Genomic DNA, 20,856 nt, shown 5'->3' with positions numbered 1-20,856 from the left:
GCCTTGATAACTAGAATAAGAGAGATGCGTGATGACAAGAACAAGCCTGAGTGCACCGCAACAGCAACTCCTGAACCTGTTTGCCGGGCTCAACCTCCCGGTCCTCGCGGCGCCGATGTTCCTGGTGTCGGGGCCGGGCCTGGTGGCCGCCTGCTGCCAGGCCGGCATCGTCGGCAGCCTTCCGGCGCCCAATGCGCGAACGGTCGAGCAATTGCAGGAATGGCTGGAGCAGATCAGCCGCGAGCGTGAGCTGGCGCAGCAACGCGGCGAGCAGTGGGCGCCATGGATGCTCAACATGATCGTACACAGCACCTACGACCGCTTCGACGCTGAGCTTGAGTTGGTGCGCCGTTATCAGCCGCCCATCGTGTCCACAGCCCTGGGTAGCCCCAAGCGCGTCCTTGAAACCGTACACGCTTATGGCGGCGTGGTGATCGCCGACGTGATCAGCCCGGCACTGGCGCGCAAGGCGGTGGCCGCTGGCGTCGATGGCCTGGTCCTGGTGTGCAACGGGGCGGGCGGGCATACCGGCAGCTACAACCCGTTCGCCTTCGTCGCCGAAGTGCGCCAGTTCTGGGACGGCCCTCTGGGCTTGGCCGGGGCGATTTCCAACGGCCGCGACATCCATGCGGCGCAGGTACTGGGCTGCGATTTCTCGCTGGTCGGAACCCGCCTGATTGCCGCCCATGAAAGCCTGGTGGAAGCCGCCTACCGCGACATGCTGGTGGCCTGCTCGCTGGATGACGTGACCACCACCAAGGCGGTCAGCGGCGTGCTTGCCAACTGGATGCGGCCGTCGCTGGAAAAGGCCGGTATCGACCCCAGCGCCGAAAACCGCGCCAGCATCGACTTTTCCGGTGACATCTCCACTGCCAACAAGGCCTGGAAACATGTGTGGTCGGCCGGCCAGGGCGTAGGCCAGATCACCGGCACCTACAGCGTGGCGCAACTGGTGGACGAGTTGCACCAGGGTTATCGCGAAAGCCGCGCACGTCAGTTGTGAGCCATCCAGAACCGTTCAGGAGCAACCCCATGCACCACGAAAACCTTCAGGCCGCCGCCGCTGCGCTGGCCCTGGCGCGGTCAAGCCGCAGCCCTTGCCCACGCATTTCCGAGCGTTTCGACATCCAGTCGTTGCACGACGCCTACGTCGTGCAAGAGATCAACACCCAGGCCGCCCTGGCTGCCGGTCGGCGCCTGAGCGGGCGCAAGATCGGCCTGACGTCCCTGGCGGTACAGCAGCAGTTGGGCGTCGATCAGCCCGATTTCGGCATGCTGTTCGCCGACATGGAATACCGCGATGGCGAGACCATCGACTGCACCCGGCTGATCCAGCCCAAGGTCGAAGGCGAAATTGCCTTCGTCCTGGGGCGCGATCTCCCTCACCCCGATACGACCCTGGGCGAATTGCTGCGCGCCGTCGACCATGTGCTGCCGGCCCTGGAAATCGTCGATTCGGCGATCGAGGACTGGAAGATCACCCTGGTCGATACCGTGGCCGACAACGCTTCATCGGGCCTCTACGTGCTGGGCAAGACCCCCGTCAGCCTGCGCGGCCTGGACCTGGCGCTCGAAGGCATGCTGCTGGAGAAGAACGCGGCCCAGGCAGCCATCGGCGTGGGGGCTGCGTGCATGGGCAACCCGCTGGACGCTGCGCTGTGGCTGGCGCGCACCATGGCCCTGACCGGGCGCCCGTTGCAGGCGGGCGACGTGCTGTTGTCGGGCGCGCTCGGGCCTATGGTGCCGGTGGTGGCGGGCGACAGCCTGCGCTTGCGCCTCACCCGCCTGGGTGAAGTGAGCTGTCGTTTCGGCTGAGGCCGGCAGGCAACAACCCTGCTATCGGGCTGACGACCCGGTGGCGATTACAACAATAAAACGAGTGAGCAGCGGGCTGATGGCCTGCCGTATTCACGAGGGCGTGCAATGTACGATTTTTTCAATGATCCGACCCAATTGGCCCCTGCCAAGGTGCTGTATGAGGCACGAGCCGACGGCAGCTTCGTGCTGAGTTCCCCCGAACCCCTGCAGCCCTATGCGCGCTGTATCGGGCAGTGGCTCGAACACTGGGCCGTGCAGACACCGCAGCGTACCTACCTGGCCGAGCGGCGCGGCGCCGGCTGGTTCAGCCTGAACTATGCCCAGGTGCGCCAGCGCGTGGGGGCATTGGCCCAGGGCTTGCTTGAGCTGGACTTGCCGGCCGGGCGCCCGCTGCTGATGCTCTCGGAAAACGATCTGGACCAGGCGCTGTTGACCTTGGCGGCGCTGCACGTGGGCATCCCGGTGTCGACGATTTCCGTGGCGTACTCGCGCAACACCGGCAGCGGGTGCAGCAAACTCAAGGCGATTGTCGAGGTGCTCAAGCCGGCGCTGATTTTTGTCAACGACGGCGATGCCTATTGCCGTGCCATCGAGTTGGTCAACCCGGATTGCCCGGTGGTGGCGGCGCGCAACGCCCAGGAAATTCGCGGGGCGCTGGCCTTGCCGCTGTTGTACAAGGCCGAAAGCCCAGCGGTGATGCAAGCGTTTGCACGGCTCGACGGCGACACCCCGGCGCGCTACCTGATGACCTCCGGTTCGACCGGTGCGCCCAAGGCGGTGGTCAATACCCACGGCATGCTCTGCGCCAACCAGCAGGCGATTGCCCAGTGCTGGCGCTTTCTTGAACACGAAGAACTGGTGGTGCTCGACTGGCTGCCCTGGAGCCATGTGTTCGGCGCCAACCACAACTTCAACCTGGTACTGCGCAACGGCGGCACCTTGTACATCGACGACGGCCTGCCGTTGCCGGGGCAAATCGACCGCACCGTGGAAAACCTCAAGTCGGTGCGACCCACCCTGTACTTCAACGTGCCGCGCGGCTACGAGGTCTTGCTGCCGTACCTCGAGCGCGACGAGGTACTGGCGCGCGCCTTGTTCGGGCGCCTGCGCATGCTGTTCTACGCCGCTGCCGCGCTGCCCCAGAGCAGTTGGGGCCGGCTGGCGGCGTGTGCCACCAAGGTCCGCGACACCCCGCTGTTCTTTGCCACCGAGTGGGGCTCGACCGAGACGTCGCCGGTGGTCACCAACGTGCATTTCGCCGCCGACAAGGCCGGCATCATCGGCCTGCCGGTGCCGGGCACGCAGCTCAAGTTCGTGCCCTGCGGCGACAAGCTGGAGATGCGCGTGCGCGGGCCGTCGGTGTTCCCGCGCTACCTGAAGGACCCGGTCAGCAGCCTGGCCGCGTTCGATGAGGAGGGCTTCTACCGCATTGGCGACGCGGGGCGCTTGGTCGACCCGCAGCGGCCGGAGTTGGGGGTGCAGTTCGACGGTCGGGTGACTGAAGACTTCAAACTCAGCAGCGGCACCTGGGTATCGGTGGGCACCCTGCGTCCGCGCCTGGTCAGTGCCTTGGCGCCTTACGTCAGCGATTGCGTGATCTGTGGGCATGATCGCGACGTGATCGGTGCGCTGATCTACCCGAGCCCGGCCCTGCGCGATCTGCTCGGTGCTGCCGGACAACAGATGAGCGGCGCGCAACTGGCGATGCAGTCCGAGGTGCGCCTGGCCTTGTGTTCGGGGCTGCTGGCGCTGGCCAAGGAATTCCCGGCGTCGTCCCAGCATGCCATGCGCCTGGTGATTCTCGACTCGCCGCCCAGCCTCAACGACGGCGAAATCACCGACAAAGGCTACATCAACCAGCGCATGGCGCTGAGCCTGCGCGCCGAGGCCGTAACGCGGCTGTACGCCGACAGCCTCGAGCCCAGCGTGATCCTCCTCGCTGAAGTCTACGGAGAAGCCGTATGAACCCTGCAAAACTCAAAGTCGCCATCATCGGTTCCGGCAACATCGGCACCGACCTGATGATCAAGATCCTGCGCAACGCCAAACACCTGGAAATGGCGGTCATGGTCGGCATCGACCCGGCCTCCGACGGCCTCGCCCGCGCCCAGCGCATGGGCGTGGCCACCACCCATGAAGGCGTCGAAGGCCTGACCCGCATGGACGTGTTCCAGCACATCGACTTCGTCTTCGATGCCACCTCGGCCGGCGCGCATGTGCAGAACGATGCGTTCCTGCGCGCGATCAAGCCCGGCATCCGCCTGATCGACCTGACGCCAGCAGCCATCGGCCCGTACTGCGTGCCGGTGGTCAACCTGGAGCAGAACCTCGATCAGCTCAACGTCAACATGGTCACCTGCGGCGGCCAGGCGACTATCCCGATGGTCGCCGCGGTGTCGCGCGTGGCCAAGGTGCATTACGCCGAGATCGTCGCCTCGATCGCGAGTAAATCCGCCGGCCCCGGCACCCGCGCCAACATCGACGAATTCACCGAAACCACCTCCAAGGCCATCGAAGTCATCGGCGGCGCGGCCAAGGGCAAGGCGATCATCGTGATGAACCCGGCCGAGCCGCCGTTGATCATGCGCGACACGGTGTTTGTGCTGTCCGAAGCGGCGGATCAGGCGCTGGTCGAAGCCTCTATCGTCGAAATGGCGGCGGCCGTGCAGGCTTATGTGCCGGGCTATCGCCTCAAGCAAAACGTGCAGTTCGACGTGATCCCGACAGACGCGCCGCTGAACATCCCTGGCCTGGGCAAATTCTCCGGCCTGAAAACCTCGGTGTTCCTCGAAGTCGAAGGCGCCGCCCATTACCTGCCAGCCTACGCCGGCAACCTCGACATCATGACCTCCGCAGCCTTGGCTACCGCCGAGCGCATGGCGCAGTCGATGCAACAGGCCTGAGGAGAGCGACATGAACGGTAAGAAAATCTACATCTCCGACGTAACCCTGCGCGACGGCAGCCATGCGGTGCGTCATCAGTATTCGCTGCAGAACGTGCAGGACATCGCCCGTGCCCTGGACAAGGCCAAGGTCGACTCGATCGAAGTCGCCCACGGCGACGGCCTGCAAGGCTCGAGCTTCAACTATGGCTTCGCCGCGCACACCGACCTGGAATGGATCGAAGCCGCCGCCGACGTGATCAGCCACGCCAAGATCACCACGCTGTTGCTGCCCGGCATCGGCACCGTGCATGACCTCAAGGCGGCCTACAACGCCGGTGCCCGCGTGGTACGGATCGCCACCCATTGCACCGAGGCCGACGTCTCCAGACAGCACATCGAATACGCCCGCGAACTGGGCATGGACACCGTCGGCTTCCTGATGATGAGCCACATGATCCCGGCCGAGCAGCTCGCCGCCCAGGCCAAGCTGATGGAAAGCTACGGCGCGACCTGCGTGTACATGGCCGACTCCGGCGGCGCGATGAACATGCAGGACATCCGCGATCGCTTCCGTGCGTTCAAGGCCGTGCTCAAGCCGGAAACCGAAACCGGCATGCATGCCCACCACAACCTCTCGCTCGGCGTGGCCAACTCGATCACCGCGGTCGAGGAAGGCTGCGACCGCATCGACGCCAGCCTCGCCGGCATGGGCGCCGGGGCCGGCAACGCGCCGCTGGAAGTGTTCATCGCCGCCGCCGAACGCCTGGGCTGGAACCACGGCACCGACCTCTACACCTTGATGGACGCAGCGGACGACATCGTGCGGCCGTTGCAGGATCGGCCGGTGCGGGTCGACCGCGAATCCCTGGCGCTGGGGTATGCCGGGGTCTATTCGAGCTTCCTGCGCCATGCCGAAATCGCTGCGGCCAAGTACGGTTTGAAGACCGTGGACATCCTCGTCGAGCTGGGCAAACGCCGCATGGTCGGTGGTCAGGAAGACATGATCGTCGACGTCGCGCTGGACCTGTTGGCCGCTGGCAAGCACACACACTGAGGAGGCGCGCATGAGCTATCAACTGCAGATTCTTCCGGTCGGCCTGAGTTGTCCGCTACTGCCTGAACAAACCGTGCTGGACGCGGCGCTGGCCGACGGCCTGATGCTCAAGCACAGCTGCCGCACCGGCACGTGCGGCAGTTGCAAGGGCCAGGTGCTCAGCGGTGAAGTGGAGCACGGCGACAGCCCGCTGGAGGTACTCAGCGCGGCCGAGCGGGCGCGGGGGTTGGCGTTGTTTTGCTGCGCCACGGCGCGCTCCGACCTGGTGATCGAGGCGCCGGAAGTGACGGCGTTGCGCGGTATCGGCATCCAGCAGATGGGCGTGCGTGTGGCCAGCCTCGACAAGGTCAGCAGTGACGTTGCAGTGCTGCGGCTGACACTCGCCCCGGGCGCCGGGTTTACTTATTTTCCGGGCCAGTACGTGCAGGTGTTGCTCAAGGATGGCAGCCGGCGCAGCTATTCGATGGCCACCCACACCCCACGGGACAACCAGTTGGAACTGCACATCCGGCACATGCCCGGCGGGGTGTTCAGCGGGCATGTGTTCAACGCCTTGCAACCCAAGGCCATCCTGCGCATGGAAGGCCCGTTCGGCTCGTTCTACCTGCGCGACAGCGAGCGGCCGATGATCTTCCTGGCCAGCGGCACCGGTTTTGCGCCGATCCAGGCCTTGCTCGAACAGCTGCGCGAACAGGGGCACAACCGGCGTCCGGTTTACCTGTACTGGGGCGGCCGGCGCCGTGAGGATCTGTATCGGCATGAACAGTTGCTGGCCTGGGAGGCCCAGTTGCCGTGGCTGCGCTACACCCCGGTGCTGTCCGATCCCACCCCGGCCTGTGATTGGCAGGGCGCGACGGGCTTCGTCCATCGCCAGGTGCTGAGCGACTTCCAGAGCCTCAAGGGGTTTGAAGTGTATGCCTGTGGCGCGCCGATCGTGGTTGATTCAGCGCGGCGCGACTACGTCGAGTTGCGGCAACTGGAGGCGGCCGACTTCTATGCCGACGCCTTCGTCTAGAGCCTGACCGTGCGCGTTTTTAGCGTGCGTGCCCCCAGGCCAGGTGAATCAGGCGGCTCCCCGAGGCCGCCGGTTTGCTTGCCTGTCCAACAACAAGAATCCTGAGAGGCTTGCGTGCTGAATCTTAGAAAATGGCGCATCACCACGCGTATTGGCGCGTTGGTGGTTGGCCTGGGCGTGTTGATCATTTGCCTGGCCATCTGGCTGGGCCTGTTGCTGCAGCGCTCGTTGCTCGAAGAAAAAATGGCGGGCGTCGACACCGCGCTGAACACCGCCAATTCGATCCTTGCGTACTACGCCGGGCAAGTGGAAAACGGCCACATGAGCCTGGCGTTGGCCCAGCGCCAGGCCGCCGAGGTGGTCGGAACCCTGCGCTACCTGGGCGATAACTATTTGCTGATCCTCGACCTGGACTATCGGATGATCATGCACCCGACGGCGCCGGCGTTGGTGGGCAAGGCGCTGGGCGACTTCAAGGACCAGAACGGCAAGCCGTTTTCCCGCCAGTTTGTGGAGGGCGCGCGCGAGCAGGGGCGGGTGTTGGTGGATTACTACTTTCCCCGTGCCAATGGCGCGCCGGCCGAATACAAGCTGTCTGAGGCGCGCCTGTTCAAGCCCTGGGGCTGGGTGGTGGCGAGCGGCATCTACCCCAGCGATGTGCAACGGGTCGTCAACCGCGTGTTGGTGGCGCCGGCATGGATCAGCGCCGTGGTGCTGCTCGGGTTGATGCTGTTTGCCTGGATGATCATCCGCAGCATTACCCGGCCGCTGCGTGAGACGGTCGAGGTGCTGGGGGCCGCGGTCAGCGGACAAACCGACCTGACGATACGGCTGCCCGCCGTTGGCAATGACGAACTCACGCAACTGTCACGCAGTGTCAACTGCTTGATCCATGCCGCCCATGAAGTCAGTCGAGGCACGGCAGTGGCCAGCGGGCAGGTGTTGCGCCTGAGTGACGACCTCGGTGAGGTCACAGCGGCTACCCAGACCAGCCTCGATCACCAACTGTTGGAAACCGACAGCCTGGTCACCGCCATGAATGAAATGGTCGCCACCGTGCAGGATGTCGCACGCAACGCCGCCGTGGCGGCAGATGCCACGCGGCTGGCCGAAGGGCAGGCCAGCGACGGGCAGCACATCGTTCAGTCGACCATCGACGCTATCCAGCAATTGGTCGAGGCGCTGTTCGGCACCCATGCACTGGTCAAGCAACTGGAGGCTGACTCCAGCCGAGTCGGCAGTGTGCTGGATGTGATCAGCGCGATTGCCGAGCAGACCAACCTGCTGGCGCTCAATGCGGCAATCGAAGCCGCGCGGGCGGGCGAGTATGGGCGGGGGTTTGCGGTGGTCGCCGATGAGGTGCGGACCTTGGCTCAGCGCACGCAGGCCTCCACGGTGGAGATCAAGCAGATCATCGAGCAGGTGCAGTCAGGCGCCCGTGGGGCGCTGGAGCGCATCGTCGCAAACGTCGAAACGGCACGTGTGCCGGTCGAGATCTCGGCGCGGGCGGGCGACGCCTTGAAGCGGATCACCCAGTCGGCCGCGACCGTCAGCGACATGACCTTGCAGATCGCCAGTGCGGCCGAGCAGCAGGCGGTGACGGCGGATGAAATCAGCCGCACCCTGGCGCGCATCCATACGCTGGTGACGGTCAGCGGCGCGTCCAGCGTCAGCACGCGTGATTCCAGCGACGCGTTGCGGCAGTTGGCACGGGTGCTGGAAGGGCAGGTCGAGCAGCTCAGGCTTTGAAGGCTCGCTGTTTGAACCTGTGAGGCGACATTGGTCGCGCTTCAACCGACTGGCTGTTCGGTGTTAGAGTCGCCGCCATGAAACTGACCCGCTCAGACCGCTCGCTCATTGCCTGGACGCTGTATTTCTGCGTCCTGTTCAATGTGTTCGCCTGCGGTTTGGCTCACGGACAGGTGACGGGCCTGACGCTCAATGGCGTCGGCGGGCAGTTCTGCTCGTCCCAGGGCAGTTCCGCGCCGACCTCGAAAACAGACCTCGCCGATCTGTCCGCCAGTGGCTGGGCCGGGAGTTTTGCTTGTCCGATCTGCTCGTCCGTGACCTTGAGCATCGCCTTGCTGTTCTGTCTGGGCTGGTTGCTGCGGATCGCGCAGGTACGCCGGCCTGACCGCGAACAGCGCTGCAAGGCGCCCCCACGTTATTCCTGGCCCTCGGCCAACCCCAGAGCTTCCCCCGCACTTTGCGCATGACCGCGTTTGTCTAAGCCCCCTTGTGCCTGTCGACCCAGGTTCGTCAGGCGTCGCGGGGGGCTCCACGGTTAAAGGTGACACGGGAAGGAGCACAAAATGGCTCATGTATTTGCACGCCTCCATCGCCGGCTACTGTCAGGATTGGCGGCGACCGTTTACGCAAGAAAACACGCAAAATCCGCAACTGCGCCGATCGGCCGGAGGTCGCCATGCGCGCGCTAGCCGTTCCATCGGGGGCTTCGCGATTGGTCAGCAAAACCTCGCGTCTGCGTAATCAAGCGGACTTCCTGCTGCCGTTTCCGGATTACCCAGGTAATGCGCGCAGTTTCGTACACCTGGATGCCCGACTGCTGCCTTACTGGCACACCTTGTTCGATGTGTGCCCCGGCTTGCTCAAGCTCGATCCGCCCGATGGCCTGAATATCTTTCGTGGCTTCATGACCTGGGCCTATCGCAATCATCCGCCGTTGAACTGGACCTATTACCTGAGCATATGCCGCTGGCTACTGGGCTCAAAGTATCAGGCGCGGATCAACGAAGAGCACATCGAGTCGTTTATGTGCGCTGCGGCGGCACGCTGGATCAATAGCGATGACAGCCAGGCTCGGGGGCTGGTGTTGGCCTGGCAGGGCGCGCCGCAAATGGTGTTCGATTGGAAGCAGGCACCCCGTCCGGTGCCCGGGCTTGAAGCTGATCTGGAGGAGTTTCCGCCCGTGCCCTGGGACTTTGCCTGGTGCCCGTTGACCGGCAAGGGCGGTGTGGGATTTCGCCGCTGGCTGCCGATTCCTTGACGCACTGTTGACCCAGGAGGGCGCCAGTGGGCTGCGACAAAACACCACGCCTGATCAGCATTGATCAGTCGCGCCGCCAGCACCGCGGATCGTGCCGATCAGCGCACGAGGTGTGGCCGATTGTCGCAGTTGTTGCCCTGAGACTGTGCTCATAAAGTGTGCAGGCTTTGAGCGGAGGCAGACACTTCCACGGTAGCTCGAAGCGCGGCATTTGAACCCGTTCATGTGCCGGTTGCCAGGCCCTCTTCCCAGAGGGCTTTTTTTTGCCTGATAAATCCGGTCCTCACTCGCCCGCGTGCCGGTTTGGCGTTCATGAGCCAGGTTCATGGGGCTCGGCACTGCGGTTGTTGGCGTTGAGCGAGGAGGCCCGGTGCGACAGCCCGCCACAGTCAGGAGGGCAGAGCGCCAAGGCGTGGTTCTTGATTGTGCAATGAGGCGCTGCCTGTGGTGGTTTGTCGCAGGTCAGGTGGCGCGCACGGGCATGCTAGATTCTGCGTCGACACGACATTTTCCCTTGGCAGGGTTTTGGTCGCGTTACTGAGCGCCGGGAATCGCAAGGTTCCTGGCGCTCCTTCAATGTGCGTTCGAGCCTCAACCAACGGTTGCGGGCTCTGCAGATTAACGGTTGAAGCACGGAATATGTCCTGTCCACGGGCATTGCTGACGACATAACAATTGCAGGGATTCTTGCATGCTTTCCAACAGGCACCCACCGCACGCTCGGCCCACCCTCGGCCTTCTGGTCTGCCTGTTCGCGTGCCTGTTTCAAGCCCTGGCCTGGGCCAGCATGCCCGTGCCAATCGCCGTTTCAACGGGCGAGCGGGTAGTCTTTTGCACTGCCAACGGCATGCAGAGCCTGTCCCTTGCCGACTTCAAGGCCCGTACCGGGCAGCGCCAGGATGACAGGGAAGCCCCGGACGCCTCACCCGGCTGTGCGCTGTGTGCCTTTGTCGGCGGACTGGCCCTGACGCCTGCGGTTCCCGTTCTGCCGGCGCTTGTGCTTGGCCAATATCTTTATGCCGCGATCGCGAACACCAACCCGGTTGTTGTCACCACTTTCGAGATTTCTCAGGCCCGGGCCCCTCCCAGCATCGCTTGAGTTGCGCTTTCCACGCCGTCTCTGAGTGTTCGGGGCCCGGCGCTTTGCCTGATTATTTCTGGAAGTCCTGTCATGCCTGCTATGACCCAGGTCGCGGCCGCCTTGCGCGTTGCCGAACCGAATACTGCGCGCCGTTTTCCTCAGACCCTGCCTTGCATCAAGGGCGGGCCGGACGTCGATCGGTTAGCGCTGTCGCTATTGGCCGTTGCATGCGCCTTGTCTGTCACGGGTGCTTATGCGCAGCCCATTACCGATGACGACGCGTCGCTGCCCTACGAGCTCGATAGCACGACGATTACCGCAACCCGCACCCCCAACAGTCGCTTTGCTCTACCTGCGTCGGTGTCGACCATTGATCGCCAGCAACTGGAGGATGCCCAAGCCAATACGCTGTCCACGGTGTTGCGGGCCTTGCCCAACGTGAATTACGGCGGTGGTCCCCGGGCGGCGGCGCAAAGCCCGGCGATCCGTGGCCTGCAGGGGCCGAGGATCATCCTGACGGTAGATGGCGCACGGCGTAACAATGATGGCGGCGTGAATACGCCCTTACTGATCGATCCTGACTTGATCAAGCAGATCGACGTGGTGCGCGGCCCGATGTCTGCCGCCTACGGCAGTGGCGGGCTGGGCGGGGTGATGGCGATCGAGACGCTGGGCGTCGAGGATATTCTGGAACCGGGCAAAACCCTGGGAGGCCGGATCAAGGCCGGCTATCACAGTGCCAACGAAGAACTGTCCAATAATCTGACCGTGGCTGCTCGCGGCGAGCGCGCCGATGTGCTTGCCAGCGCCACGTACCGCGACTACGGGACGATTCACACCGGGGCGAGCGGCGATGACGCGAAATATCCGAACGATGGGCAACTCAAGAGCGGCCTGTTCAAAACCAGCTTTTCGCCGAATGAATTGAACCGTTTCGAGCTGGGCTACCAGCGCTTCTCGGATGAGATGGTCGGCCCCACCAACCCTGGTGGCAACCTGCTGTTTCCGTTTTCGCAGAAGCTCCAGCGCGAGCAGGAGCAGTACAACGCCAGTTGGGCGTTCCAGGACGCCGAGCAGCGACTGCTGGACGGCAAACTGACGCTCTATCAGACCCGCTTCACTCTGGATGGCGACAGCCGCTCGGTGCCCGCTCAACCCACCACGTCGACCCAGACCAAGACTCTGGGGGCCAGCCTGCAGAACAGCAGTCGTTTCGACGCAGGGGCCTGGTCGTCCCACCGTTTGACCTATGGGGTGGACGGTTACCGCGACACCAATGAGAACGCTTCCGACGGTCAGTCCAACAGCGTCCTGCCCAATGGGCAGATGCGTGCCCTGGGCGGCTTTCTACAGGACGAAATGGCGTTCCTGGACGACTGGAGCCTGATCGCGGCGCTGCGCCACGACGACTACCGCCTCACGTCTCCTGGCCAGGAGGACTCCAGCCACCACCGGCTCTCGCCCAAAGTCGCCTTGAAGTACCAGCCCTGGGAGTTCCTGGGAGTATTTGTCAGCTATGGCGAGGCCTTCCGCGCGCCGACCATGACCGAGATGTTCGGCAACCTGAACACCCGGCGTGCGCTGTTCAACTTCCGCCCGAACCCTGGGCTCAAGCCGGAAACCAGTAAGACAAAGGAAGTGGGCGCGACGTTGGCCTTCGACGACCTTGTGGCCGGTGGCGACAGCCTGCGGGCGAAGGTCACCTACTTTACCGAGGATGTTGACGACCTGATCGATCAGCAAGTGGTCGGCTTTTACAGCCGTCAGGCGCCGTTTGCCGGAACCGGCATGGTCTTTCAGCGAGTCAACGTGGCGCAGGCCGAGCGCCATGGCGGTGAGTTTGAAATGACCTATCGCTGGCAGCGCCTGTCGTTGGGCGCCGGCTACTCGCGGTTGCGCTCCAGGAACGCCGAGACCGGTGCCCAGTTGTATGCGCCGCCGGACAAGTTTGTGTTGGGCAGCCAGTACCGCGTGGATGACAACTGGTCGCTGAGTTACCAGGGCCAATACGTGTGGGCCCAGGACTATGACGCCACCGAACTGCGGCGGCGCAAGGGCTATGTGATCCACGACATCGGCGCGGCCTATGAGTACAAGCAGTACCGCGTCGACCTGGGGGTGAGCAACCTGTTCGACAAGGTCTACAGCACCTACCAGCAGTCCTTGGCCAATACGTTCACCTATGAGGAAGGCCGCAGCGTGAACCTCGCCTTGACTGCACGTTTCTGATCCCCTGGAGCCTCATCATGCGTTCATTATCCATAAGCCTGACCACTGTGGCGTGCCTGGCGGGCTGTGCGACTCAATCGCCCGCGGAACAACCGGTGAGCCTGAACTTTGCGCTGGTGGCCGGCGAGCAGCCGGTGCGCTGCGGCGCTGCCTTTGGGCCTGTGGGCCGCGACCAGAAACGCGTGTCGCTGCGCGATGCGCGGTTCTATGTGCAGGACGTCGCCTTGATCGACGACACCGGCAAGCCGGTACCCCTGCGCTTGCAGGTCAATGACTGGCAGGACACCCAGGTCGCGCTGCTCGACTTTGAGGACGGTAGCGCTCATTGCGTCGGCGGCACGCCAGCGACCAACACCCAGGTCATCGGCAGCATACCGGCCGGACGTTACCGCGGCGTGAGCGTGACCCTCGGCGTTCCGCAGTCCCTGAATCACACCAGCACCGAGTTGCAAGGCGCGCCGCTGGACCTGGCGGCCATGGGCTGGAGCTGGCAGGCCGGACGCAAGTTCATCAAGCTTGAAGTCGACCCCGAAGACGGGGTCAGCAAAGCCGATGGTTCAAGGGCCAACACCTGGTACCTGCACCTTGGCTCCACCGGCTGTAGCGGCAACCCGGTGACCGGCGAGACGGTGGCGTGTCAGCGGGCTAACCGTATTCCTTTGCGCTTCGAAGGGTTTGACCCGGTGACCCAAGCAGTGGTGCTGGATGTAGCCGCGTTGTTGCGCGACAGTCGCCTGGCCGTGGACGAGGGCGCCGCTGTGGGCTGCATGAGCGGGCCGACCGACCCTGAGTGCGTCGCGGTGTTCAAGCGCCTGGGCGTGTCGTTGAGCAGCGGCTCACCCCTTGAGCCCGGTTATTCCCCCGCGTTTTCAGTGCGGGCCAGGCCATGAAGCGAACGGCCTCGCGCCTGACCGGGGGGCTGCTGTTGAGCTGGGCGCTGGCGTGGCCCGTGGCGGCCCAGGACTGGGCATGGGGGTTGCCGTCCCATGTACCGGCGCCGCGGGTGCCAGAGGACAACCCGATGTCGGCGGTCAAAGTCGAGTTGGGCCGGCGCTTGTTTTATGACCCACGGTTGTCCGCGGGCGGTAACCGCTCCTGCGCCTCCTGCCACCAGCAGGAGCGTGCCTTCACTGACGTAAAGGCGCTTTCCGAGGGCGGTACCGGGCAGTTGACCCACCGCAATGCGCCGGGGCTGGCCAACAGCGCCTGGAACGCCACCTACAACTGGGCGGCGCCGGCGGTGGTGACGTTGGAGCGGCAGATGGAGATCCCGCTGTTCGGCGATGACCCGATCGAAATGGGCGTTAACGATGGCAATCGCCAGCAGATCCTTGATCGCTTGCGGGCCGAGCCGTTGTACCCGCCGCTGTTCCGCGAAGCCTTCGCGGACCAGGCGCAGCCACTGAACATGGCCACGGTGATCAAGGCCATCGCGGCCTTCCAGCGCTCCATCGTGTCAGTGGACAGTCGTTATGACCGCTACTTGCAGGGCAGGGCGGCCCTGAGTGCGGCCGAGCAACGCGGCATGACGCTGTTCTTTGGCGAGCGGGCCGAGTGTCACCACTGTCACGGCAGTTTCAACTTCAACGATCAGGTGGTGCATGCCAAGAGCCGGGTGGTGGACACCCTGTTTCACAACACCGGGCTCTACAACATCGACGGTGCCGGCGGTTTTCCCTTTCCCAATCGCGGGCTCTACGAGAGCAGCGGCAAGCCCCAGGACATGGGGGCGTTTCGCGCGCCGAGCCTGCGCAATGTCGAGGTCACCGGGCCGTATATGCATGACGGCAGTATCGCCACCCTGGAGCAGGTGATCGACGCGTACTCCGACGGTGGTCGAGTGATCGAGAGCGGCCCGAATCGGGGGGATGGGCGACTGAATCCGTACAAGAGCGGGTTGATTGCCAGGATCGACCTCAGCTCGCAGGAAAAGCAGGACTTGCTGGCATTCCTCAAGTCCTTGACCGATGAGTCGTTGCTCAAGGACCCGCGTTTCAGCGATCCCTGGAAGCACAAGCATTGATCCGAGCCCAACCACGGACGTTCCCTTCGGGAGCAAGGAGGCTGCCCGCCGTCAAACCGAAGCGGCGACAACCCTGCTGTACATAAACGGCGAATTCGCCAAACCGCGGATGTCCGCGCATTGAAAAGGAGCAACACCCCATGAGCATCAAAATCGCCAAGAAACACACCCTGCAAATCGCCGGCCGTGCCGGTGCCTGCTGTGCCTCGTGCTGCGCCCCTGTTGGCGTGAACTGAAGCATCCCCTCCACGGGGGCCAGCGCCTCCGTGGGGGGCCTTGATCAAGGAGGTGCAAGACCATGCTGATAGGCTTCAACTACACCCTGGGCGACACCGCGCCGCTGGTGCGAAAACTGCTGGCCGGCAGGCACATCGACTATGTCGAGCTGCTGATCGACAATTTCCTGGCCGTACCCGTCGAAGCACTTATGGACGGTTTTGCCGCCCCCGTGGGTTTTCACATCATGTTTTCCAAGTTCATTGAAAACGACACGCCGGCGCTTGAACGCCTGGCCCATCGCTTGCGTGGACTGATCGACCGACTGCGGCCGTTGTATGTCTCCGACCACGTGGCGCGTTTCAGCCACAATGGGCGCCAGCTCTACCATCTGGCAGAGATCGACTACATCAACGATTACTCGCGAGTCCGCGAACGGGTCGACTGGTGGCAACAGGCACTGGGCTGCCAATTGTTGCTGGAGAACTACCCCTCGATCATGGATGGCGGCCACGATGCGCCGGCCTTTCATGAACGGCTTTACCGCGATACCGGCGCCGGGGTGCTCTTCGACGCGTCTAACGCGGTCTGCGCGCACCTCAATTGCGGTGTGCCGCTGGAGGCGTGGGAGGGCATCATCGAATCGTCCTCGCACTTCCACAGCGCAGGCTACAACCTGTCGATCCTGCAACCCCACCTGATCCTCGACACTCACGATCAGGCACTGTCCGACGCCACCCTGGGCTTTCTCCAGCGTTACCGAACGCAGTTCGACACGCCGCACGCGACCATGACTTACGAGCGAGACCAGCGCTTTGACGAGCACGAGATCGTTGCCGACCTGCAGCGCCTGCGCGGTGTGTTCGCGCCGTCGGCACAGGCGCTTCAGTCATGAGCGCTCTGGGTTTATTCGCCCGCACCGACTCGGACCTGCTGGACGCCTTGAGCGTGCCTGAACGCCAGGGTGACTACCCTCGCGACTCGCGCGCATTCGTGCGTATCGACAGCAGCCTGCGGGTCTATTGGCACGCATTGTTCGATATCTGCCCGGGCCTGCTGGAACTCTCGGGGCCCGATGGGCTGGCGATATTCCGTCCGTTCATGAGCTGGGCCGCCGAGCAGCGCTTGTCGCTCGACTGGACGTATTACCTGTGGGTCGATGTCTGGCTGCAACAATCGCCGTTCCGGCAGCAACTGACGCCGACCCTGCGCTACAGCCTGATGGGCGCCTCGGCCGCGCGCTGGGCCACCGGTGATCGCTCCGAGTGCAACGGCATCATCCTGGCCGGCGCGGATCTGCCCGACCTGGTCTGTGCCTGGAAAACCCAGTCCCTGGAAGGCGCCAGGGAGGTCGAACGGATTGAACTGTCCGAGCCGCTGCCGACGCCTGCGGCGGCTTTCGGTTTTTTCACGGTGACTGGTCGCAACCTGGCAGAGGGCTTTCCCGGCTGGACCGATCTCCCTCGTTGAGGCTGCCCCGCGCCGAACGCCACGCTAGCGCTGATTGAGCATGGCCAGCATGCGTGGCGCGATAAAGCGATGGAACGGCGCCACTGGCAGCATATACAGGCGGCCCAGCCAGTTGTGCGGTTGGACCACGGTGGAGAGCACCACCCGGCGCGCCCCTTGCGCGTCGAGTGGCATAAGGTTGATGGCCAGGTACACATCCAGGTGCCGATCCTGGTCGACCAGCAGCACTTCGTCGGGGGTTTGCGACACCAGCGTGAAAATCCCCACTCGGTCGCCGGGCCGATAGTCGGCGTCCGCACGCTCAAGGTCGATGCGTGTCAGCCTGCCGAGGTCTTTGAGGCCAAACACCTGCACCAGTCGATTGCGCAGCGCCATCAATCGGTCGATCCAGACCGGTGTCCGGGCCATCAGCCGCAGCCCATGCCGCAACGCGCTGCGCTCGCGGTCATCGGCGAAGGTGCTCTGACAATCGATGAAACTGGCACCCGTGGCATGGCGGGCAATACTTGAGTCGAGCGGGAGAGCGCAGTGGCTGACGCTGGCGTTCATAAGGGGTGTCCGAAGGCCATGTAGGGTGGGTAGGGCGTTGTCATTTTGGGTTCCACGAGGTGCCGGGTTCGCACGAGCGCAGGATCAAGTGGGCCAGAAAGTGCAGGGCATCCTCAAGCTTTTTAATTGCTCAGTGTCGCGCACCAATGAAAAACCCAGGGGGCCAGGCGCTTTGTCGGCCCACTGAACGCAAAAAAGGCGCCCGAAGGCGCCAAGGGGTTCACCCTGACCGAGGGAGCCGGGTGAAGCCGTTCACAGCAATGGTCGCGGTGGTAAGGCGCGACGGGAACGGAAGCGGGGCGCGCCGAGTGAAGGTGCGCAGGGGTTCATTTGGGGTAACACACGACGGCCTAGGCCGTCGCGGGTGTGCGTTGCGGCTGCCAGGTTTCGCTGGCGGTCTGGTCCATGGCTTCCTGGATCGCTCGCTTGCGGTTGGCTTCGGCCTTGCGGCTGAAATACCAGACCATGAACGTCATCAGCGACACCGCCATCAGGATCAGGCTGGCCACGGCGTTGATCTCCGGCTTGACCCCCAGGCGCACGGCAGAGAACACCTCCATCGGCAGGGTGGTGGAGCCGGGCCCGGAGACGAAACTGGCGAGCACCAAGTCATCCAGGGACAAGGCGAACGACATCATGCCGCCCGCTGCCAACGACGGCGCGATCATCGGGATGGTGATCAGGAAAAACACCTTGAGTGGCCGCGCGCCGAGGTCCATGGCGGCTTCTTCGATGGACAGGTCCAGCTCGCGCAGGCGTGCCGAGACGACCACCGCGACATACGCGGCGCAGAACGTGGTGTGGGCGATCCAGATCGTCACCAGGCCGCGTTCCATGGGCCAGCCGATCATCTGCGCCATCGCCACGAACAGCAGCAGCAGCGACAGCCCGGTGATCACTTCCGGCATCACCAGGGGCGCGGTCACCAGGCCACCGAACAGGGTCCGGCCCTTGAAGCGGGTGACCCGGGTCAGCACGAACGCGGCCAGGGTGCCCAGGACCACGGCGGCGACGGCGGTGTAGCAGGCAATCTCCAGGGAACGGGCCACCGAACCCATCAGTTGGGTGTTGTCCAACAGCCCCAGGTACCACTTGAGCGACCAGCCGCCCCAGACCGTCACCAGCTTGGAGGCGTTGAACGAATAGATCACCAGAATCAGCATCGGCAGGTAGATGAACAACAAGCCGAGTACCAGCATCAGGGTCGAAAAACTGAAACGCTTCATGCCCGTGCCTCCATTTCTTTGGCCTGGCTGCGGTTGAACAGCACGATGGGAATAATCAGGATCGCCAGCATCACCACCGCCAGGGCGGACGCCACCGGCCAGTCGCGGTTGTTGAAGAACTCCTGCCACAGCACGCGGCCGATCATCAGGGTCTCCGGGCCGCCCAGCAGTTCCGGGATCACGAACTCGCCGACCACCGGAATGAACACCAGCATGCAGCCGGCGACGATGCCGTTCTTGGCCAGCGGCACGGTGATTTTCCAGAAGTTGTTGAAGTTGCTCGAACCCAGGTCCGAGGCGGCTTCCAGCAGGCTCTGGTCGTGCTTGACCAGGTTGGCGTAGAGCGGCAGCACCATGAACGGCAGGTAGGCGTAGACCACGCCGATGTAGACCGCCGTGTTGGTGTTGAGGATTTCAATCGGGCTCGATATCAGGCCGCACCCCATCAGGAACGCATTGAGCAGGCCGTTATTGCTGAGGATGCCCATCCAGGCATAGACGCGGATCAGGATCGCGGTCCAGGTCGGCATCATGATCAGCAGCAGTAATACGTTTTGCATTTCCTTGCGGGTCTTGGAAATCCCATAGGCCATGGGAAAACCGATCAGCAGGCACATCAGCGTGCTGAGCAGGGCGATCTTCAGCGAGCCCAGGTAGGCCGAGATGTACAACTCGTCGGCGCCCAGCAGGCTGTAGTTACCCAGGTTCAGCAGCACCTGGAGTTTCTGGTCGACGAAGCCGTAGATCTGCGAATACGGCGGAATCGAGACGGTCGCTTCGGAGAAGCTGATCTTCATCACCAGGAAAAACGGCAGCATGAAAAACAGGAACAGCCAGAGGAAGGGAATGCCGATCACCAGCTTGCGACCGCTGGGCAGCACACGGATCAACGCTTGATGGAAAGTGCTCATGGTCGATGTACTCATGCCCGCAGTACCACGCCGCTGTCGTCTTCCCACCACACGTACACGGTGTCGCCCCAGGACGGTCGGGAGCCACGGCGTTCGGCGTTGGCCATGAACGACTGGACGATCTTGCCGCTGGGCAGCTCGACGTAAAACACCGAGTGCCCGCCGAGGTAGGCGATGTCGTGGACCTTGCCGCTGGACCAGTTGTGCGCGCAGGTCGGCATTTGGGTGGTGACCAGCAGCTTTTCCGGGCGGATGGCGTAGGTCACCGACTTGTCTTCCACCGAAGTGGCGATGCCGTAGCCGACGTAGATGTTGCGGTCCAGGTCCGCGCACTTGAGCACCGCGTGGCCTTCGGCGTCGTCGACCACCTGGGTGTCGAAGATGTTGACGTTGCCGACGAATTCGCAGACCAGGCGGCTCACCGGCGCTTCGTAAACGTCCACCGGGCTGCCGATCTGGGCGATCCAGCCCAAGTGCATGATGGCGATGCGCTGGGCCATGGTCATGGCTTCTTCCTGGTCGTGGGTCACCATCACGCAGGTCACGCCGACGCGTTCGATGATCTCCACCAGTTCCAGTTGCATCTGCGAGCGCAGCTTTTTATCCAGGGCGCCCATGGGTTCGTCGAGCAACAGCAGTTTCGGGCGTTTGGCCAGGGAACGGGCGAGGGCCACGCGCTGGCGCTGGCCGCCGGAGAGCTGGTGGGGTTTGCGCCGGGCGTATTGGGTCATGTGGACCAGCTTGAGCATTTCCTCGACCCGCGCCTCGATCTCGCCGGCTGGCAGGCGATCCTGCTTGAGGCCGAAGGCGATGTTCTGGGCCACGGTCATGTGCGGGAACAGGGCATAGGACTGGAACATCATGTTGATCGGCCGCTCATAGGGCGGCATCTCGGTGATGTCCACGCCATCCAGCAGGATGCGGCCTTCGGTGGGCCGTTCGAAACCGGCGAGCATGCGCAGCAGGGTGGATTTGCCCGAACCCGAACCGCCGAGCAGGGCGAAGATCTCGCCCTGGTGGATCTCCAGGGACACATCGTCCACGGCCACGGTTTCGTCGAACTTCTTGGTCACGCGGTCGATCTTCACCAGCACCTTTTGCGGTTGCTGATGACCTTCCAGTGCCTTGCGATAAATGCTGGAGGCGTTTGCCATGTGAAACTCCCAACAGGTCGTCGGGCCAATGCGGCCTGACGTAATAAGGTTGATTGCAAACCTGCACCCTCAGTGCAATGCAGGTTTATTCGGCACCGCCGTCCTGGCTGCCTGGCCTTGCTTGTTGTTGTTCGGGTATTGCCGTTCACGCCGCACGGCAGGCGCACACAGGTGCGCGCGCCGCGTGGGCAGGGCGTGTCAATCGGTAAAGCGAGTGC

At 63.6% G+C, this 20,856-nt stretch carries 20 protein-coding genes; 16 read left to right on the top strand and 4 right to left on the bottom strand.

Going from position 1 to position 20,856, the window contains the following annotated elements:
- Positions 1 to 31 precede the first annotated feature (31 nt).
- The 16 genes from ACVWZP_RS07125 to mbnC all read left to right on the top strand — a co-directional run bounded on the left by ACVWZP_RS07125 (position 32) and on the right by mbnC (position 16,798).
- The gene (locus ACVWZP_RS07125; RefSeq protein ID WP_126589493.1) at positions 32 to 1,003 is read left to right on the top strand and encodes an NAD(P)H-dependent flavin oxidoreductase; all 972 of its coding nucleotides are present in this window, start codon (positions 32 to 34) and stop codon (positions 1,001 to 1,003) included.
- A gap of 29 nt (positions 1,004 to 1,032) precedes the next feature.
- On the top strand, positions 1,033 to 1,815 hold the full coding sequence (locus tag ACVWZP_RS07120; protein ID WP_301556271.1) for a 2-keto-4-pentenoate hydratase: 783 nt from the start codon (positions 1,033 to 1,035) through the stop codon (positions 1,813 to 1,815).
- A 108-nt stretch (positions 1,816 to 1,923) separates the two neighbouring features.
- Positions 1,924 to 3,783 (top strand): feruloyl-CoA synthase, encoded by a 1,860-nt coding sequence (locus ACVWZP_RS07115; RefSeq protein ID WP_457369604.1) that lies wholly within the window; start codon positions 1,924 to 1,926, stop codon positions 3,781 to 3,783.
- The gene (locus ACVWZP_RS07110; RefSeq protein WP_046383260.1) at positions 3,780 to 4,721 is read left to right on the top strand and encodes an acetaldehyde dehydrogenase (acetylating); all 942 of its coding nucleotides are present in this window, start codon (positions 3,780 to 3,782) and stop codon (positions 4,719 to 4,721) included. Before ACVWZP_RS07115 ends, ACVWZP_RS07110 begins: the two co-directional genes overlap by 4 nt.
- 10 nt (positions 4,722 to 4,731) lie before the next feature.
- Positions 4,732 to 5,757 carry a 4-hydroxy-2-oxovalerate aldolase gene (gene dmpG / locus ACVWZP_RS07105; RefSeq protein ID WP_079443696.1) on the top strand — a complete coding sequence of 342 codons (1,026 nt, stop codon included), beginning with the start codon at positions 4,732 to 4,734 and terminating at the stop codon, positions 5,755 to 5,757.
- A gap of 10 nt (positions 5,758 to 5,767) precedes the next feature.
- A complete protein-coding gene (locus tag ACVWZP_RS07100; protein ID WP_102617502.1) occupies positions 5,768 to 6,772 on the top strand; it encodes a CDP-6-deoxy-delta-3,4-glucoseen reductase in 1,005 nt (334 codons plus the stop codon).
- Between the two features lie 114 nt (positions 6,773 to 6,886).
- Positions 6,887 to 8,521 (top strand): methyl-accepting chemotaxis protein, encoded by a 1,635-nt coding sequence (locus ACVWZP_RS07095; RefSeq protein WP_046486945.1) that lies wholly within the window; start codon positions 6,887 to 6,889, stop codon positions 8,519 to 8,521.
- Positions 8,522 to 8,598: 77 nt separating this feature from the next.
- A complete protein-coding gene (locus ACVWZP_RS07090; protein WP_017845565.1) occupies positions 8,599 to 8,988 on the top strand; it encodes a DUF2946 domain-containing protein in 390 nt (129 codons plus the stop codon).
- A 209-nt stretch (positions 8,989 to 9,197) separates the two neighbouring features.
- Entirely contained in the window at positions 9,198 to 9,779 is a 582-nt protein-coding gene (locus tag ACVWZP_RS07085) for a putative natural product biosynthesis protein (RefSeq protein ID WP_026139850.1), read from the top strand.
- Between the two features lie 691 nt (positions 9,780 to 10,470).
- A complete protein-coding gene (locus ACVWZP_RS07080; RefSeq protein ID WP_108524010.1) occupies positions 10,471 to 10,878 on the top strand; it encodes a DUF2946 family protein in 408 nt (135 codons plus the stop codon).
- Positions 10,879 to 10,950: 72 nt separating this feature from the next.
- Positions 10,951 to 13,089: a TonB-dependent hemoglobin/transferrin/lactoferrin family receptor gene (locus ACVWZP_RS07075; RefSeq protein WP_457369603.1), complete on the top strand. Its 2,139-nt coding sequence runs from the start codon at positions 10,951 to 10,953 to the stop codon at positions 13,087 to 13,089.
- Positions 13,090 to 13,106: 17 nt separating this feature from the next.
- The gene (locus ACVWZP_RS07070; RefSeq protein WP_256822950.1) at positions 13,107 to 13,979 is read left to right on the top strand and encodes an MbnP family copper-binding protein; all 873 of its coding nucleotides are present in this window, start codon (positions 13,107 to 13,109) and stop codon (positions 13,977 to 13,979) included.
- The gene (locus ACVWZP_RS07065; protein WP_288074284.1) at positions 13,976 to 15,112 is read left to right on the top strand and encodes a methanobactin export MATE transporter MbnM; all 1,137 of its coding nucleotides are present in this window, start codon (positions 13,976 to 13,978) and stop codon (positions 15,110 to 15,112) included. Before ACVWZP_RS07070 ends, ACVWZP_RS07065 begins: the two co-directional genes overlap by 4 nt.
- Positions 15,113 to 15,252: 140 nt before the next feature.
- The gene (gene mbnA, locus ACVWZP_RS07060; protein WP_108524013.1) at positions 15,253 to 15,348 is read left to right on the top strand and encodes a methanobactin; all 96 of its coding nucleotides are present in this window, start codon (positions 15,253 to 15,255) and stop codon (positions 15,346 to 15,348) included.
- Positions 15,349 to 15,410: 62 nt separating this feature from the next.
- Positions 15,411 to 16,223, top strand: coding sequence for a methanobactin biosynthesis protein MbnB (gene mbnB, locus ACVWZP_RS07055; RefSeq protein ID WP_288074283.1), 813 nt, complete (start codon positions 15,411 to 15,413; stop codon positions 16,221 to 16,223).
- Positions 16,220 to 16,798, top strand: a complete 579-nt coding sequence (gene mbnC / locus ACVWZP_RS07050) for a methanobactin biosynthesis protein MbnC (protein ID WP_256822947.1) — start codon at positions 16,220 to 16,222, stop codon at positions 16,796 to 16,798. The genes mbnB and mbnC overlap by 4 nt, the downstream gene beginning before the upstream one ends.
- 24 nt (positions 16,799 to 16,822) lie before the next feature.
- Here mbnC and ACVWZP_RS07045 read toward each other — a convergent pair whose 3' ends face one another.
- From ACVWZP_RS07045 to ACVWZP_RS07030, 4 genes are all read right to left on the bottom strand, one after another.
- Entirely contained in the window at positions 16,823 to 17,347 is a 525-nt protein-coding gene (locus ACVWZP_RS07045) for a DUF2867 domain-containing protein (RefSeq protein WP_126589434.1), read from the bottom strand.
- A gap of 350 nt (positions 17,348 to 17,697) precedes the next feature.
- Positions 17,698 to 18,573 (bottom strand): ABC transporter permease subunit, encoded by an 876-nt coding sequence (locus ACVWZP_RS07040; protein WP_057004032.1) that lies wholly within the window; start codon positions 18,571 to 18,573, stop codon positions 17,698 to 17,700.
- Complete coding sequence (locus ACVWZP_RS07035; RefSeq protein ID WP_162231507.1) at positions 18,570 to 19,451, bottom strand: ABC transporter permease subunit; 882 nt, start codon at positions 19,449 to 19,451, stop codon at positions 18,570 to 18,572. Before ACVWZP_RS07035 ends, ACVWZP_RS07040 begins: the two co-directional genes overlap by 4 nt.
- 44 nt (positions 19,452 to 19,495) lie before the next feature.
- Complete coding sequence (locus tag ACVWZP_RS07030) at positions 19,496 to 20,638, bottom strand: ABC transporter ATP-binding protein (protein WP_046383267.1); 1,143 nt, start codon at positions 20,636 to 20,638, stop codon at positions 19,496 to 19,498.
- Positions 20,639 to 20,856 lie beyond the last annotated feature (218 nt).

The sequence above is a fragment of the Pseudomonas sp. TE36184 genome (assembly GCF_054060055.1).
The sequence above is the reverse complement of the archived record's forward strand: the minus strand, read 5'-3'. Positions and strand labels throughout refer to the sequence as shown.

Excerpts from the sequence above, each read along its gene's own strand:
- ACVWZP_RS07125 (WP_126589493.1), top strand. The coding sequence starts at position 32 with ATGACAAGAACAAGCCTGAGTGCACCGCAACAGCAACTCCTGAACCTG.
- ACVWZP_RS07120 (WP_301556271.1), top strand. The coding sequence starts at position 1,033 with ATGCACCACGAAAACCTTCAGGCCGCCGCCGCTGCGCTGGCCCTGGCG.
- ACVWZP_RS07115 (WP_457369604.1), top strand. The coding sequence starts at position 1,924 with ATGTACGATTTTTTCAATGATCCGACCCAATTGGCCCCTGCCAAGGTG.
- ACVWZP_RS07110 (WP_046383260.1), top strand. The coding sequence starts at position 3,780 with ATGAACCCTGCAAAACTCAAAGTCGCCATCATCGGTTCCGGCAACATC.
- dmpG (WP_079443696.1), top strand. The coding sequence starts at position 4,732 with ATGAACGGTAAGAAAATCTACATCTCCGACGTAACCCTGCGCGACGGC.
- ACVWZP_RS07100 (WP_102617502.1), top strand. The coding sequence starts at position 5,768 with ATGAGCTATCAACTGCAGATTCTTCCGGTCGGCCTGAGTTGTCCGCTA.
- ACVWZP_RS07090 (WP_017845565.1), top strand. The coding sequence starts at position 8,599 with ATGAAACTGACCCGCTCAGACCGCTCGCTCATTGCCTGGACGCTGTAT.
- ACVWZP_RS07085 (WP_026139850.1), top strand. The coding sequence starts at position 9,198 with ATGCGCGCGCTAGCCGTTCCATCGGGGGCTTCGCGATTGGTCAGCAAA.
- ACVWZP_RS07080 (WP_108524010.1), top strand. The coding sequence starts at position 10,471 with ATGCTTTCCAACAGGCACCCACCGCACGCTCGGCCCACCCTCGGCCTT.
- ACVWZP_RS07075 (WP_457369603.1), top strand. The coding sequence starts at position 10,951 with ATGCCTGCTATGACCCAGGTCGCGGCCGCCTTGCGCGTTGCCGAACCG.
- ACVWZP_RS07070 (WP_256822950.1), top strand. The coding sequence starts at position 13,107 with ATGCGTTCATTATCCATAAGCCTGACCACTGTGGCGTGCCTGGCGGGC.
- ACVWZP_RS07065 (WP_288074284.1), top strand. The coding sequence starts at position 13,976 with ATGAAGCGAACGGCCTCGCGCCTGACCGGGGGGCTGCTGTTGAGCTGG.
- mbnA (WP_108524013.1), top strand. The coding sequence starts at position 15,253 with ATGAGCATCAAAATCGCCAAGAAACACACCCTGCAAATCGCCGGCCGT.
- mbnB (WP_288074283.1), top strand. The coding sequence starts at position 15,411 with ATGCTGATAGGCTTCAACTACACCCTGGGCGACACCGCGCCGCTGGTG.
- mbnC (WP_256822947.1), top strand. The coding sequence starts at position 16,220 with ATGAGCGCTCTGGGTTTATTCGCCCGCACCGACTCGGACCTGCTGGAC.
- ACVWZP_RS07045 (WP_126589434.1), bottom strand. The coding sequence starts at position 17,347 with ATGAACGCCAGCGTCAGCCACTGCGCTCTCCCGCTCGACTCAAGTATT.
- ACVWZP_RS07040 (WP_057004032.1), bottom strand. The coding sequence starts at position 18,573 with ATGAAGCGTTTCAGTTTTTCGACCCTGATGCTGGTACTCGGCTTGTTG.
- ACVWZP_RS07030 (WP_046383267.1), bottom strand. The coding sequence starts at position 20,638 with ATGGCAAACGCCTCCAGCATTTATCGCAAGGCACTGGAAGGTCATCAG.